The organism is Microbacterium sp. Leaf179, assembly GCF_001423785.1.
Lineage (GTDB): Bacteria > Actinomycetota > Actinomycetes > Actinomycetales > Microbacteriaceae > Microbacterium.
In genome coordinates, this window is sequence record NZ_LMPH01000002.1 from 726,013 (window position 1) to 739,548 (window position 13,536).

General features: G+C 67.3%; 18 protein-coding genes. 1 reads left to right on the top strand and 17 read right to left on the bottom strand.

Annotated features, from left to right (window positions below; genetic code table 11):
• From ASF96_RS10960 to ASF96_RS11035, 17 genes are all read right to left on the bottom strand, one after another.
• Positions 1–1,587, bottom strand: a complete 1,587-nt coding sequence (locus ASF96_RS10960) for a sialate O-acetylesterase (RefSeq protein ID WP_055939047.1) — start codon at positions 1,585–1,587, stop codon at positions 1–3.
• Positions 1,587–2,738: a hypothetical protein gene (locus tag ASF96_RS10965; RefSeq protein ID WP_055939051.1), complete on the bottom strand. Its 1,152-nt coding sequence runs from the start codon at positions 2,736–2,738 to the stop codon at positions 1,587–1,589. Before ASF96_RS10965 ends, ASF96_RS10960 begins: the two co-directional genes overlap by 1 nt.
• Position 2,739: 1 nt before the next feature.
• Positions 2,740–3,099 carry a hypothetical protein gene (locus ASF96_RS10970; RefSeq protein ID WP_055939053.1) on the bottom strand — a complete coding sequence of 120 codons (360 nt, stop codon included), beginning with the start codon at positions 3,097–3,099 and terminating at the stop codon, positions 2,740–2,742.
• A complete protein-coding gene (locus tag ASF96_RS10975; RefSeq protein WP_055939056.1) occupies positions 3,096–4,865 on the bottom strand; it encodes a hypothetical protein in 1,770 nt (589 codons plus the stop codon). The genes ASF96_RS10970 and ASF96_RS10975 overlap by 4 nt, the downstream gene beginning before the upstream one ends.
• Position 4,866: 1 nt before the next feature.
• Positions 4,867–5,280 (bottom strand): hypothetical protein, encoded by a 414-nt coding sequence (locus ASF96_RS10980; protein WP_156458832.1) that lies wholly within the window; start codon positions 5,278–5,280, stop codon positions 4,867–4,869.
• Positions 5,281–5,358: 78 nt separating this feature from the next.
• Positions 5,359–5,766, bottom strand: coding sequence for a hypothetical protein (locus ASF96_RS10985; protein ID WP_055939062.1), 408 nt, complete (start codon positions 5,764–5,766; stop codon positions 5,359–5,361).
• A gap of 4 nt (positions 5,767–5,770) precedes the next feature.
• Positions 5,771–6,145, bottom strand: a complete 375-nt coding sequence (locus tag ASF96_RS10990; RefSeq protein WP_156458833.1) for a hypothetical protein — start codon at positions 6,143–6,145, stop codon at positions 5,771–5,773.
• On the bottom strand, positions 6,135–6,482 hold the full coding sequence (locus tag ASF96_RS10995) for a phage gp6-like head-tail connector protein (protein ID WP_156458834.1): 348 nt from the start codon (positions 6,480–6,482) through the stop codon (positions 6,135–6,137). The genes ASF96_RS10990 and ASF96_RS10995 overlap by 11 nt, the downstream gene beginning before the upstream one ends.
• An 18-nt stretch (positions 6,483–6,500) precedes the next feature.
• Complete coding sequence (locus tag ASF96_RS11000) at positions 6,501–8,270, bottom strand: hypothetical protein (protein ID WP_162239423.1); 1,770 nt, start codon at positions 8,268–8,270, stop codon at positions 6,501–6,503.
• The gene (locus ASF96_RS11005; protein WP_055939073.1) at positions 8,270–8,536 is read right to left on the bottom strand and encodes an Acb2/Tad1 domain-containing protein; all 267 of its coding nucleotides are present in this window, start codon (positions 8,534–8,536) and stop codon (positions 8,270–8,272) included. The genes ASF96_RS11000 and ASF96_RS11005 overlap by 1 nt, the downstream gene beginning before the upstream one ends.
• A 3-nt stretch (positions 8,537–8,539) precedes the next feature.
• Positions 8,540–9,613: a hypothetical protein gene (locus ASF96_RS11010; protein ID WP_055939076.1), complete on the bottom strand. Its 1,074-nt coding sequence runs from the start codon at positions 9,611–9,613 to the stop codon at positions 8,540–8,542.
• A gap of 255 nt (positions 9,614–9,868) precedes the next feature.
• Positions 9,869–11,485 carry a hypothetical protein gene (locus ASF96_RS11020; RefSeq protein ID WP_055939082.1) on the bottom strand — a complete coding sequence of 539 codons (1,617 nt, stop codon included), beginning with the start codon at positions 11,483–11,485 and terminating at the stop codon, positions 9,869–9,871.
• An 89-nt stretch (positions 11,486–11,574) separates the two neighbouring features.
• Positions 11,575–11,916 carry a hypothetical protein gene (locus ASF96_RS11025; RefSeq protein ID WP_055939084.1) on the bottom strand — a complete coding sequence of 114 codons (342 nt, stop codon included), beginning with the start codon at positions 11,914–11,916 and terminating at the stop codon, positions 11,575–11,577.
• Positions 11,913–12,071, bottom strand: coding sequence for a hypothetical protein (locus ASF96_RS16995; protein WP_156458836.1), 159 nt, complete (start codon positions 12,069–12,071; stop codon positions 11,913–11,915). Before ASF96_RS16995 ends, ASF96_RS11025 begins: the two co-directional genes overlap by 4 nt.
• Positions 12,072–12,158: 87 nt before the next feature.
• Positions 12,159–12,446, bottom strand: a complete 288-nt coding sequence (locus ASF96_RS11030) for a hypothetical protein (RefSeq protein WP_055939086.1) — start codon at positions 12,444–12,446, stop codon at positions 12,159–12,161.
• The gene (locus ASF96_RS17550; RefSeq protein WP_268768492.1) at positions 12,443–12,577 is read right to left on the bottom strand and encodes a hypothetical protein; all 135 of its coding nucleotides are present in this window, start codon (positions 12,575–12,577) and stop codon (positions 12,443–12,445) included. The genes ASF96_RS11030 and ASF96_RS17550 overlap by 4 nt, the downstream gene beginning before the upstream one ends.
• A complete protein-coding gene (locus ASF96_RS11035) occupies positions 12,574–13,044 on the bottom strand; it encodes a helix-turn-helix domain-containing protein (RefSeq protein ID WP_055939088.1) in 471 nt (156 codons plus the stop codon). The genes ASF96_RS17550 and ASF96_RS11035 overlap by 4 nt, the downstream gene beginning before the upstream one ends.
• 108 nt (positions 13,045–13,152) lie before the next feature.
• Between ASF96_RS11035 and ASF96_RS11040 the strand changes: the two genes are divergently transcribed.
• The gene (locus ASF96_RS11040; RefSeq protein ID WP_055939091.1) at positions 13,153–13,455 is read left to right on the top strand and encodes a helix-turn-helix domain-containing protein; all 303 of its coding nucleotides are present in this window, start codon (positions 13,153–13,155) and stop codon (positions 13,453–13,455) included.
• Positions 13,456–13,536: the final 81 nt, after the last annotated feature.

Sequence of the window (13,536 nt, forward strand, 5' to 3'; positions counted from 1 at the left end):
TCAGGCTCCTGGGGTTCGGATGGGGGTCGTGTAGGCGGAGGTGCCTACGTCGTTCGTGGTGGCGATGCGGACCAACGCGGGGCCGGTGATCGCTGTGTACGGCTCGAGAACCTTTCCTGCTGGCTGGTACTGATCGGCGGCGGGGAGCGGTCGTGGGACGGCGGTCCAGGTGGCTCCGTTGTCGGTGCTCTTCTCGACCGTGTAGGCCGTTACGCGGCACAGCGGAGGCGTCCAGGAGACGCCCTGTGCGGTCGCCGTGACTTCGATGGGCGGCACGGGGACACTCGACGCGGTGTTCACTGTTGCGCGCTTGTAGGCGGCGTACGCGGCCCGCCCGAGGGCGATGACACCCTGACGCGAGTAGTGCACGAGGTCGTCAATCTCGTACGATCCGCCGCCGCCGGGGATGCCGTCTGCGTACGCCGTGCGAAGCATGGTGCGCGGGAGGTCCATGTGCGCCTCACGGATCGCTGCACGCGAGGGATTGTTCTTGATGTACTCGGGGACGATGCCGGTCAGGACCCACGTCATCGACGGGAAGCCGATCCCGTTCGACATCTGGGTGAGCACTTCCTTCAGGGCTGGTGCGTAGGCGGGTCCGTCCGTGTCGGCCTCACCCTGTGCCCAGAGTCCACGCGGCATCTCGACCTTGACGCCGGGGAAGGCCTGAGCGATCGCGTCGAGGGCGCTCTTCATGATGGTGATAGCCCCAGGCGCACGCGAGCCGGATGCACCCCACAGCCAACGGCCAGCGGTGCTGTTCGACGGAAGGGCCACGAGACCCGATCCACCGATAGCCGTGTTCACGATGACGACGACGGTCCCAGCAGGCTCGTTCGTCAGAATCTCGCGTGCCATGACGTGAGCGGGGCTGAGACCGGCGCGGGAGTTGTTGGCACGGCTGGGCAGGGGAACCGTCGCGACCTTCAGCCCCTGAGAGGTGTAGTCCCACATGAAGCAGCGGTCATCCGCTGGATCGAGTTCGACGCTGTAGGGCTGTCCACGACCGTCAGCGTTCGACTGACCAGCGACGAACAGGGGCACGACACGACGGACCGGCGATCCAGCCGACGACCCACCGGCGCTGAATATTTCACGCTCCCCGGCATCTGCGATACGGAACCCGGAACCGGCGCGGATGATCATTCCGGCCATGTGAATGTCGCCGTTGGTGGGATCGACCCAGATAGGGGCGCGCTCACCCACTCCTACGGCAAGCCCGAGACCGGGGCGCACGGTCGCCCCAGTCAGGCGCACGTCTCCGGCGAGGGTGGCGCTGGAGTCCGTGAACTGCGCGACGGGAGCGCCCTTCTCGGTCCGGATGCCGAACGCCTCGGACACGTCACGTCGGAGGAGGCGGTCGCCACTCTGAGCGACAAGCTGCTCGAAGCGTTCGGCGCTCGCGTCGCGGATCGTGGCGTCGTCGTTCAGCTCGACCTTGACCCGGTTGTGGACCAGCGTCGGAACCGCCTGCTTCACGCCCTCGGTGCTCTTGTTCAGCAGCTCACTGAAACCCTGCCCGGGGTCGGCCAGGTCGTCTTCCCCGTAGGAGTAGAACCCGTTCTCGTCGTATCTTCCTGTCGCCATTACGCGACCCCCACTTCTCTCAGCCGGATCGACATTTCGTCATCCGGGAACTTCCATCGGATTGCGGCGAGACGGCCCCGGAGGGTCTCGCGCGGGCTTGCGTACTCGACAAATTGGCCGGGCGAGATACCCGCGTAGGCGGACACGGCCATGAGGTCGAGCGCGCGACCTCGACTGCGGATCATCCGGAAGATGTTCTCGGCAAGGCCGGGCCCTGGGAACGGTCGCGCGTAGCGGAGGATCAACGCCCGCTCGGGGTTGGGCGCTCCGGGGTAGTAGAGGTCGTAGTGCTCGACGCCTTCCCACGTGTAGACGACCATGACGGCCGTCACCCATCCCTCGTCGCGCGAGCGGGTCGTCGTCTCCTCGGTGACGGTGCGGCCCTCACCTGCGGAGTCCAGCTTGCGGACGTTCGGCAGGCTGCGGTCTTTCGCGAGGTGCCAGAGGCCCGCCTCGTCGCACCACAGCATGAGGTCATGCTGACGGGTGAGACCGGTGAGGAAGTCGAGCGCCGACGAGCCGGGTACGCGCACAGCCTCATCGCCGATCTCGGCGTCAGTCGGCGTCGTCTCGGGATAGTAGGTGACGCCCGAGCCGAAGCCTGCGAGGTTCAGCACCCAGTTGATCTTGTCGAGCATGGCCGCGCCGGGGACGCGCGTCGGGGTGGCTGACATGTGCTGCCAGTCGGTCAGTCGTGCTTCGCCGCTGGCGAGCTGCATGGTGACGGTCGCGGCCTTCCGGTCGATGGTCACCTCTCGGAGCATGAGACGCCAACTGCGGCCGTCGACGACGCGGCTCGCGTCGCTCCCGGAGTAGTCGTGATACAGCGACCGGCTGACCGCGTTGAGCGTGGCACCGCGGAACTGAGTGGTAATCGCCGCGAGCGTGAGGCCGCGGTATCGGCGGGTGATGTCGCTGATGCGGTCGATGCGACCGAAGGTGCGAACGGCGGTGACCTTGGCCCACACGTCGCGGGCCTGCGGGTCGACGCGCTCGATCTCGCCGTCGCCGAGGGCGCAGACGACGCTGGCCTGGACGTACGGAATCCACTCTTCGTCCATCTGAACGTCGATGCTCTTCACGTCCAGCTCGATCGGTCGGGTGTCCCGCTCGATGGTGACGGTGCCGAGGTGTTCCCCGAGGAAGGCCACGTCAGATCACCGCCTCGTAGCGGACGGTGACCACCCAGTGCGCGGCGGTGTCCTCGTCGAGGGCGATGTCGATGTCGTCGGTTACGACGTAGCGGAGGTTCAGTAGCGCCCGGTCCGGGCTGGTCATGGTGAAGACAGCGGCGACGCGGTGAGCCTCGAAGCAGTCACGCGCCGCGGTCTCCGTGACGAAGACGAGCGCGAGCGTCCCGCGCGCGGGCGACGCCGGTCGGAGGGTGTGGACGGGCGGGCCGTCGAGGATGTCGTGGGAGACGACGCGCGACGCGCTGCGGGCGGTGACGCTGCTGATGTCGACGAGGTCGGGCGTGATGATCGGCCCGCCGTCGTAGGTGATGGTGGTCACTGGAACGGCACCCCCGTGCGGTTGCGACCCTCGACGTTGACGGTGATGGTGCGGCCGTCGTAGCGGTCGATGGAGCGTTCGAGCTGTCGGGTGTCGGCGTTGACGACGGTCGTCAGGAACTTCGGCGGCGGGGTCCAGCTGTCAACCTCGGACGTGTCGAGGCGGACCTTCACCGTCATCTCGCGCAGCTTCGTCAGCTCGTCGACCTTGCGGGTGCTCTCGCTGGTGTCGGTGTTCACGACGACATCGGCCTCCGGCTTGAACGCGTCCGAAAAGGACACGGTTGCCTGCGCGCCCGCCTCTGCGCCGCCGCCGTCCCCGAGCGCCTGGCGGATGCGGGTCTTGCCCTCTTCGCCGGTAGATGCGTAGGACGCGGCGATGGATGCGCGGGCCTCTTCGGGCAGGGCGAGGAGGTTCGACCACTCGTCGGGCGAGAGCTGCATCGTCTGCAAGTTGTTGCGGTACGCGTCGGCCTGCGCGCGCGTCTCCTCGACGTAGCTCAGCCACTTGTCCGTGTCGAACGCGGCATCGTCGGCGGTGGCCTTCTCGTAGGCCTTGTCGCGCATCGAATCGTACGCACCGGCCTGCGAGTCGCGCATGGCCTCGGCGGCTGCCGTGACACGCTCCTGCTGCTTCTCAGCGGCGGTCGCGGCGCGCTCCGCGGCCTCCTCCTGCTTAATGGCTGCTGCGGCCGCGGTGCTCCCCACGTTCTCCTGCACGCGCTCGGCTACCTCGTGCGTCTTGATGACCTGCTCAAGCTCGGTGCGGTAGCCGGTGAGCGACTGGTACTGCTCATCCCAGACGGGCGTCCAGTCGGACATGCGGTCCAGCTCGTCGTTGACTGACGCGAGCATTTCCTTCGTGGAGTCGATGTCCTGGCCGGTGAGCGCGTCAATGGCTCGGGCGGTTGTGCGCCCCATGATCTTGGCCGAGGCGTCGATGTCGTCGAGCACGGACCCGAAGTCGACCCACTGGTCAATCATCGACTGAAGTCCGCCGTTTGCTTTCGTCTCCCGGGACAGCGTCTCGAACAGCTTGTCGACGTGAGACTGAAGGGGCAGCTCGCCGCCGTTCTCGTACATCTCCGAGGCGAGGTCGGCGGCCGCCTCCCTGGCATCCTGTAGCTTCTCCTGCGCCTCGGATGCCTGCGCCAGCGCCGTACCCAGCACGGCGGCGAGGGCGATACCGGCAGCGGCCCCTACCGGCCCGAAGCCGGAGAGGGCGTTGGCAAGGGTCTCCTGCACGAAGTCGGCCACGTCATCGAAGCCACCGCCGAAGGATGCTGCGGCTTCTCGGCCGGATGATCCGGCCTCCTCTTTGGCTTCGGTGAAGCCGTCTTTCATCTTGTGCGTGGCGTCTTCGCTGGACTCTTTGACCTTGCGGTAGGCGACCTTGAAGCTGCGCTCGATGGTGTCAGCCGTGTCGCGCGTCTCGTCTTCGAGCTTGGCTGTCTGCTTCTGCGCGTCGCGCATGCTGCGAGATGCTTCGTCCGAGGCGTCCTTTGCGCTCTCTTTCATCTGCCGGTAGCTCGACTTGAAGCCGCGCTCGATGGCGTCGGCCGCCTCGCGCGTCTCGTCTTTGAGATTGGCCGTTTGCTTCTGCGCGGCACGCATCTGGTCTTCGAGCTGCTCGGGGCCCTTTCCTTCCGCAAGGTCGCGCAGGGCGTCTTTCGCGTCTCCGAGTGGCTCAAGGATTCCGGAGCTGACGCCCTTCTCGAAGGCGCCAGCGTCGACCCCGATGGGAATCTCGATGGGCTTGCGTGCCATCTCAGAGCCTTTCAATTCGTTCAGCCACGGTGCGCCAGGCGGTTTGCACCCAGAGGGATGCGACGCGGGCGACGACGGCGCGCGCGGCGGGGAAGACGGTGTTGCCTTGGCGGCGGCGAGGGCCGAAGGTGGACCCGGCCTTGCGCTTGTAGGGAGTGCCCTTGCGACTGCGGGTGTCGATGGGGGCGTCCTGACGCATACCGAATTCGGTAGCGGTGAGGATGTCGGAGACGGGCGTGCCCGTTGATAGCGCTCCGGCCGCTCCGGCTTTCAGGGTGATGTTTCGGGCGGTGACACTGACCGTGCCGGAGCTGGCCACCGCACCCTGGAGCCGGGTCTCGACGTGCTGGTTCAGCTCGTCGCGCCAGATGCCAGCGGCCGGCGCTTTGGTGTGCTTGCCGATCTCGCGCTTCACGTCGGACGGGAGCCCCCGCATGACCGTGGCAAGCACGGCCAGCGGGGACCCGTCTACGAGAAGCGAGATACGCATACGTCAGGCGGCAGCGGGCGCGATGACGGGCTGACCGTTGCACGGCAGGGTGGTGGTGCTCTTCGCGAGCGCGCCACCGGCTCCGCCGATCATCCCGGGAATGATGACCACCTTGACGGTGAACGTCTTGCCCCCGACCTTCGGAACGTACTTGGCGGTCTTGACCTGGCCGACCCACTCGATGAGCTTCAGGCTCAGGGCCTTGTCGCTGGACACGTCCTGGAGGTTGCTCACCGCGAGCGCCCAGACGGGCACACCGGCGATGTGCACGGTCTCGCCGCTGATGAGGGTGACGGGGGTGACGGGCGTGGTGGGCGTGAGGGTGCACGAGTCCACGGCGGCGGTGTAGTCGTCGTTGTCGAAGGCGAGCGAGCCCGCGGGGAAGAACGATTCGTTGGCGATGGCGACCATGGGTCTACTCCTGGTGTGCGTTGATGGGAATCTGAATGGAGACGACCCACGCGAGGTAGTCGCCGATTTTCTTCTTGTCGGCCCCGCTCCACGCCACCTGCGGGGACGCATCGAGGGCACGGACGAATGGGCGGATGGCTTCGTCCAGGGCGTCCTCCGCCTTGGCGAAGTCGGTGTGGTCCGAGAGGAGAGCCACGTCGAAGCTGTCGAGCATCGCTCCCGGGGGCATCCCGTCGTGACCGATGGCGGTGAAGCTGATGAACACGGACGGCGCGGACAGGGTGCCGATGCTCTCGACGGTCTGTGCGGTCACGCGACCGCGCCAGCCCTCGGGGAGCATGGGAGTGATGAGGTCGGCTGCGCGCTGTCTAGCCGACATCGGGCTTGCCGTCCTCGGGGCGGATGATCGTACGGACGGTCTTGTCCATGGGACGGGGTGTGAACACGTACTCGCCCTCACCGATCGTTCCGGCGCTGGCGACCTGGCCCGCCTGGTAGAGCGTGCGGGCCTGCATGAGCTGGGCGAGAACGTAGCGGGACGGGTAGTTATCGTCGTTGGGAAGCTCGGGAGCGTAGGCGATGACCTGTGCCTTGGCGGTGTCGAGGATCATGTCGAGAAGTTCCAGGTTCTCGATGGGCGCGTCCTTCCACGCCGCGCGGACGCGCTGCACGGTGGCAGGGTCGTCCGTTTTTGCGACGTACCAAGTGGTGGGCATGGCCTACGCTCCCGGGTCTTAGGCGGCGGTGCCGACGAACGCGAAGGACTCCTCGCGGACGGGGAACGTCTCGAGGTAGCCGACGACGGCGCGGTCCACGCCACCGCGGGCGAGGTCGATGGCGTCGAACTGGATGGGCGTCGTGCCGTGCTCGCGGAACTCGATGCCGCCCTGCGCTCCCGCAACGGTCTGAGGGTCGGTGGCCTTGGTGCCGGGGAAGAACGCCTGCGGGGCCTTCTTGACCTGGACCTTGCCGCTGCCCGCGGTGACGCTGGCCTCGCCCGTACCGACGCCGACGGTCAGCTCGACGTACTCCGGGAGCAGATCCTTGGGCGTGTACACGAGCTGATCCCACGCGGTCGGGTTGACGACAGCGAACGTGGGGGTGTCGTCGGCGTCCGTGACCGCCTCGATGGCCTGGATGAGCTGCACCACCGCGGGGTAGTACGCGAGGTTCGCGGGGGTGCCCGCGGGCAGACCCTTGGGTGCGATGCGCCGCGAGAGGGCCGCGCCGCCGCGACCGCGGGACGCGATGGTGAAGATGTCCTTCAGAGCGTCGCGGTCGGTCACTCGCGCGTAGCTGTCGGTGACGAGCTGGAACAGGGACTCCAGGACGTCGGCCCCACCCTCCAGGTCGAACCACTCGCGGGCGATGTCGGCCGCCCAACCGTACGGGCGGAGAGAGCTGCCGCGGGTGTCGGTCTTGGCCTTGCCGGTGGGCATGTCGGTCTTGTTACCGGCCCACGAGCCGACGAGCTCGCCGCCGCCGTCCACCTCCATGGTGTAGCCCTTGCGTCCGGCGAGCTGGATGCCGCCGTACAGGTGCGTGCCGAGGTCGATGAACTTGCGCTGGTAGCGGCGCCCCTGCCAGAGCTTGCCGACCCACGCGGGCTGAAGGACACCCGAGTCCGCGGTGGTGAGGCCACCGGGGGCGTTGTAGGTGATGTCGGCCAGGGCGGCGAGAAGGGTCTCCGCCTCCTGGCGGACGGCGCGGTCACCGCGGCGGTCCTTCAGCGCGGCGAACGCGGCGAAGACGGTGCTGAGCTGCACATCCTCCGGGGCGATGTTGTTGCCCCGCGGTGCGGAACCGAGGAAGGTGGCCGGGACGCTGATGAGCGTCGGCTCGGGGGTGGCAGTGGCAGTCAACGTGGTCTCCTTGTCGGGGGTGTTCTCGGTGTCGGTTTCGGTGTCCTCCGGCGCGTCGGAGTCATCGAGCTTGGTGAGCTTGGTGGTGGTGGTGGTCTCTTCGATCCGCTGCCACTTGACGCCGGTGTCGTCCGTGAACTGAGTCACGTAGCGGCTGTCGCGCGAGGCGTTGGGGTCCTCCCACTCGGAGGATGAGGGGGTGTCCTCGGCGGCGAGGAGCGTCGCGCCCTCGAAGGCCGGACGCTCGACCTGGGCGGCGGCGAAGAGGACGCCTCCGGGGAGAGCCTTGCCCGCGCGAATGCGGACGTTGGCAACCTCGGCGGAGAGGTGCTTGCGCTTGCCGCTCTTGCCGTCGGCGTAGGCCTGGCGACCGGTGGGGGTGTCGGCGTACTTGAAGGTCGCGAAGGTGCCCTCGGGCTGCTCCCAGGCGTTGGTGAAGCCGCCGATGACGTTCTCACGCTTGTGCTCCTCGTTGAGGGACATGCCGGTGAAGTCGGTGGGGATCACCACGTCGCCCTTGGCGAAGGTGAACATGCCGAGGTTGGAGCGGCACTGCACGCCGTAGGGAATGAGGAGGCCGGTTGCGGTCATGTCCGCGTCGGAAAACTCCAGGGTTCCGGCGTCGATGATGACGGGTTCCATCACGCCACCGCGGCCTTGTTCGCCCACATGAGCGCTTCCTCGATGGCCGTCAGCGCCAGGGAGCGCTCACGGCTGGCGGGGAGCTGCGCGACCTGCTCCCCCGCCAGGGCGAGGGCGTAGGCGTTCGCGCGGATGACTGCGGCCTGATCGCCGGTCAGCGGCTCAGTCTCGGTCAGGAAGCGCGACGCCAGCTCGGGCGGGAGCTGCGGCTCGCGCTCGGGCGTGACCTCGACGGGCGGGTCTGCGGGCTTGCTGGTGTTGGCCATGGGTCAGTCCTCACTGGTCTGCGGGTTGGTCGGCTGGGGAACGGAGAGATAACGGGAAGCGTCCACGCGGATGGACTCGCCGGAAGGGCACACGTCATCGAGCGAGAGGCGGTCTTCGATGGCGGAGGCGTACTTGTCCAGGCCGAAGTCCCACAGCTCGTTGCGGTCGGCGCCGTTGTTGACGCCGGAGTACTTGATGTCGGTGCCGCCGCCCTGACGAGAGCCTTCGAGCAGCGATGCGGGGATGCCCGCGTGGTTAGCAATGTCGAGTCGGACGCCGTTGCGGGCGGACTCGAAGAGGTTGGTTTCGACGCCACCGGAGTAGTTCGGCTTGGCGTACTCGGGGCGGAGCGAGACTGCGCCGTTCTTGGCCTGGCGGTTCTTGATGTAGTTGCGCCGGAAGGACTCGCGCTCCTCTTTGCCCCAGGCGTTCCAGTACTCCTTGGAAAGCTCGATGTCCGTGGCGGGGATGGGGTTCTCCACGCGGTCCACGTAGGCGGCCTCGATGGCTCGCGCGCCGTGCATCGACGTGCGCGCGTCCACGAGCATCCCGGACGAGCCGTACCCGAGCGGGATCGCGACGATGCGGTGCGTATATCGGGCGGGGACAAGGCCGAGCTTCTGGTCGCTCACCTTGACCGTGCCGTCTGCGGCGACCTCCCACCACCCGAACGGGAGGTGCAGGGCGTCGTTGATGGTTTCGCCGTCCATCGCGAAGCCGATGGCGGCCCACCCGTTCATGAACAGGTCCGAGGCCACGCCCCAGCGGAGCGCGCGGGGGCCGACGCCGCTGCCGGAGTTGACGAGCCAGCCCGGCTGGTCCGTGACCTCGGCGTCGCCGTCGTACTGCCGCCACGGGGTGCGGGCGAGGATGGAGCAGATGATGTCGTGGGAGCGCTTGACGGCGGGGATGCGGAGCGCGGTCTCGCGGGTGAGGGCGACGGGCTCGTCATGCTCGGGGTAGAGGTCATCGACGAGGATGCGCTCCAGGGAGTCCTGAGACGAGAACGGGGTCACGAGCGGCAGCGCCGCCCGTGACCCGTAAGTCTGCTCGATGTTCCGTCCGAAGATTCCCACGTTTCAAACCATGCGGACGTTTAGTCACATCTCACTAACCCCGCGTTCCGGGACCGAGCGCGCCGCACGTCGCGGGCGTGGCGCTGGCGGCGGTCCTCGCCGTGCTCGCGTTCCTCGTGGGCACAGGCGCTGTTCCAGGCGTCGTCCTTGTGGAACCGGAAGGATCGCCACCACGGGTGGTCGGTGCAGGCGATGACGATTCCGGACGGTGAGCAATCGAGCTGGATGGGGCTGGGCGTGGCCATGGTGGTCTCCTCAGAACGAGTCGTCGGGCGATTGGATTGCGATGGAGTCTTCGAGCCAATGCAGGGCGAGGGCTGCGGCTTCGAGCGGGGTCACGTCGAAGTCGGGATCGTCCTTCGGTGCACCGAAACGCCAGGTGCCGTAGTTGCCGAAAGACTGGCGGGTGGCGCGGGCGGCGGCGGCGTCGAGGTGTTCGTTTCCGAAGACGACGACGGTGCCGGTGGTGAGCGCCTTGAACAGCGCGACGGCGGAGCGGGGAATGTCGGCGGCGGTGCTTGCGCGCAGGAGTGGCACGGGGTTGGCCAGCGTGATTTCCTTCTCCACCACGTCCTCGGTGTAGCCGCGCTTGTCGTAGCCGAGCACGAGCCCGGGGCGTTTGCGAAGCTTGTCGATGACCTCGCGGGCGAGGCCGGGCGTACCTTCCTGCCAGTGCCAGAGCGCGATGGCGCGGCGTTGCGGTCGCGCGCGTGCGCCGTCCAGCTCGTAGGCCTCGTCCACCAAGTCGGTGTTGGGTTCGTCGTAGTTCCAGGCGACGGCGAGCGAGGCGGTGAGTCCGAGGTGGTGGACTTTGAGCGCGACGCTCAGGTGAGCGGGCAGCTCGGGGAACGGGTCGGTGGTCTTGCGCGAGGCGTACAGGGCGGGCGGGATGAGCGTGTCAGCCGCGCCCTCGAAGCCGAATTGACCGCCGTACTCGATCAGGAAGTCGTCCAGCTTGACCTTGTCGAACGATCGCTTCACGGCTTCGACAGGGGTGGTGAAGCCGACGCCGGGGTGCGTCAGTTCGATCCACTCGCGCATGCGGCCGCCCGTCGCGCCGGTGAGCGGGTGCGCGATGTCGGGCTCCCACGAGACGAGCTGCTCGCGCTCGGTGGTCTCGGGAATGCCGTGCCACAGCACGTTGGCGTCGGGATCGTGCAGCGCCCGCCAGAGCAGGTTGCCCGTGCGCCACTTGGCCCCGGTCCCAGCCAGCACGAATTGCGCGCCGATCTTGGTGTCCATGGTGGGGATGACGGCGCGCTCGACGTCCTCGCCCTGCTCGATGTCGGCCTCCGCGGCCTCGTCACCGAACGCGAAATCGAAGCCACCGGATCGGAAGCCCTCGCCGTTGGGCGTGTAGACGTTGAGGAATGAGCCGGTGTCCCGGAACTCCAGGTGCTCGGTGCCCTTGCCGACGTTGATCTTGATGGGGCTGACTCGCTCGTCGGGGTAGACGCGGCGGAGATGGGCCACGATGTCCTTGCGGAATCGCTCGCCCGCCTTGGCTCCGGTGGTGAACATCGTCCAGCCGACCTGGTAGTCCTCACGGTGGTAGCACCGACCGAGCATCACGGCTTGGACTGCGGTGGTCTTGGTGGATCGGCGGGACTCGTCGATGGCGTTCATGAAGACGCCGGCCGCCAGGAGGTCGGCCACCATGAGCTGCATCGGGGATGGTCCCATGCCGCGGTCACCGGCCCGCTCGCGCTGGTCGAGGCGGAGCAGTCGAGCGCCCTCGATGAACTCGCCGCGGGACTGCTCGGTCGTAACGAGCTGCGGCGAGCTGATGGCGTAGTGGCCGTCGAGGCGCGAGCGCCATTCGAGCCAGTTGGCCTCCGACCACAGGTCGGTCAGGAGTGGAGTGCGGGTCATGGTTTCCTCAGGTCAGGGGGGGAAATCGCTATTGGAGCCGTAGGCGGGGGTGCGACCGCCAGCTCAAAAAAACCGGTGGTCGGCCCGGGTCACCACGGCGCGAGGCCGCCGCGCGTGGTACTGGATCGGAGGTCGCGGAGCGGCTGCCGCGTCGGTCGGGGCCGACGATCCGAGCGCCGCGCGTTGGTGATGGCCGCCCCCCGCTTGCCGCCCTCGCTGCGGTTGCAGCGGCGGCACTCGGGTGCCAGGTTGGAGCGCTCGTGTCCCCCGTCCGGGTCGAGGTGGCCCACGTCCCACGGTTGCCCCGGCTCGATGAGGCACCCTCGCCGCCAGCACCGCACCTCGTTGCCGAACCGGTGATCCCGCTTGACCTGCGCCTTGACCAGTCGAGCGTTGGCCAGGAACAGCGGGTCGGTGTGCTTGCCGCTCATGCCGTGGCCTCCGGCCAGGTGTCGAAGGTGGCCTTGGCAACGTTGCGGATATGCCCGGTGCTCTTGCTCCTGACGACCGCCACCACGTACCTACCCGGGGCGGTGAACTCCCTGATCTGCTCCCACCACTCACCGCTGGGACCGACGCGGATCATGCGCGCCACCATCCCTTCACGATCACGAGAAGCCAGAGCATCCCGGCGATGGTCAGCACGACGGGCAGGGCCTCGGCGGCTACCGAGTCAGGCGTGATCATGAGCGGACCATCCGAGGTTGACGGCGAGGAGCCAGCGGGTGATGAGTTTGCGACCGGTGTCGATGAACGCCCAGGCCGCTTCGAGGTAGCTCTCGCCCTCTTGGACGAGACACGTGCGAGCGGCGTCGAGGTCGCGGGCGATGCTGAGCAACGCGAACGCGGCCTTGGTGTGGCCCAGTTCCTTCGCCACGAGTCCGCGAGTGCGAGCGGTCGAGACGAGGTCGTTGAGTACTCGTAGTGCGTCGAGTTGCGGTGACTGCTGCTGGTCGGTCATGCGTCGGTCCTCTCGTCGGTGGTGGGTCGGGTCACGTCGCTGCCGTGCCAGACGTGGCGTCCGTCTTCGCGGACGGTGCATCCCGAGCACCAACCGCTGATCGGGTCGAAGTCGTGGACATGTGCGCTCATCGGTCTTCTCCGACAACTCGCGCGGTTACCAAGGTGAGATCCCTAGGAGAGTCTTGGTAAGTAGGTTCTTGGACGGTTCTTAGTGCGACAGCAGGTGTCACCCCTGGATGCCGTTTCTTGTCACCCCTGGATCGGTTAGGGGTGACAGGGTTGTCACCCCTGGATTCGAGGGTCACGAGGGCCGTCGTCAGCACGTCGTACACGGTGGGCCGGTAGCGGCCGTCGAGGTGCTGGACGTACCGCTGGTCGCCTTCTCGGATGAGGCCAGCGGCGAGGAGGTCGCGAAGGGCGCGCTGGACGGTGCGGTCGGAGCATCCGAGCTTTTCCGCGATGGTGGAGACGTGCGGCCATGCGCCGTAGCCGAGGGAGTCGGCGCGGTCGGCCAGGCACAGCAGGACGCGGAAGGGCGTTCCGTTGCACACGTCGAGCTTGAGGTCAGCGCACCAGATGTACGCTTCGAGGCTCACGCCCTAGTCCAATTCGTTCTAACCACGTAGCGAAGCTAGACCGGAGTGGACTGACACGCGGGCATTGAATGACTGCGGCGTGTCGTCAAATTGGTCTACTCTGGCGTTATGAACGCCGACGCCATCACCGGACAGAAGGTCCGCGAACTCATGCGCGAACGCCGCATCTCGCAGGAAGCTCTTGGCCACGTCCTCGGGACGACGCAGAAGGGCGCGAGTCGCAAGCTCGCCGGAGAGCGGTCCTGGATGCTGGACGAGCTGCTAGCCGTCGCGGCATTCCTCGAAGTGCCCGTCTCGAATCTCCTGCCGGATGCCGACTATGAGCCGGTGCCCGCTGGCCGTGGGCGGGCCGGAGAGACTACGGATCAGAAGGTTAGGGGTTCGAGTCCCTTCGGGCGCACACTGTGTTGAGACAGTAGAGGTCCGGTCCGGAAGAAATTCCGACCGGGCCTTGTCTCGTTTTCGGGCGGAGACGATCCGCCGCCGCGATTC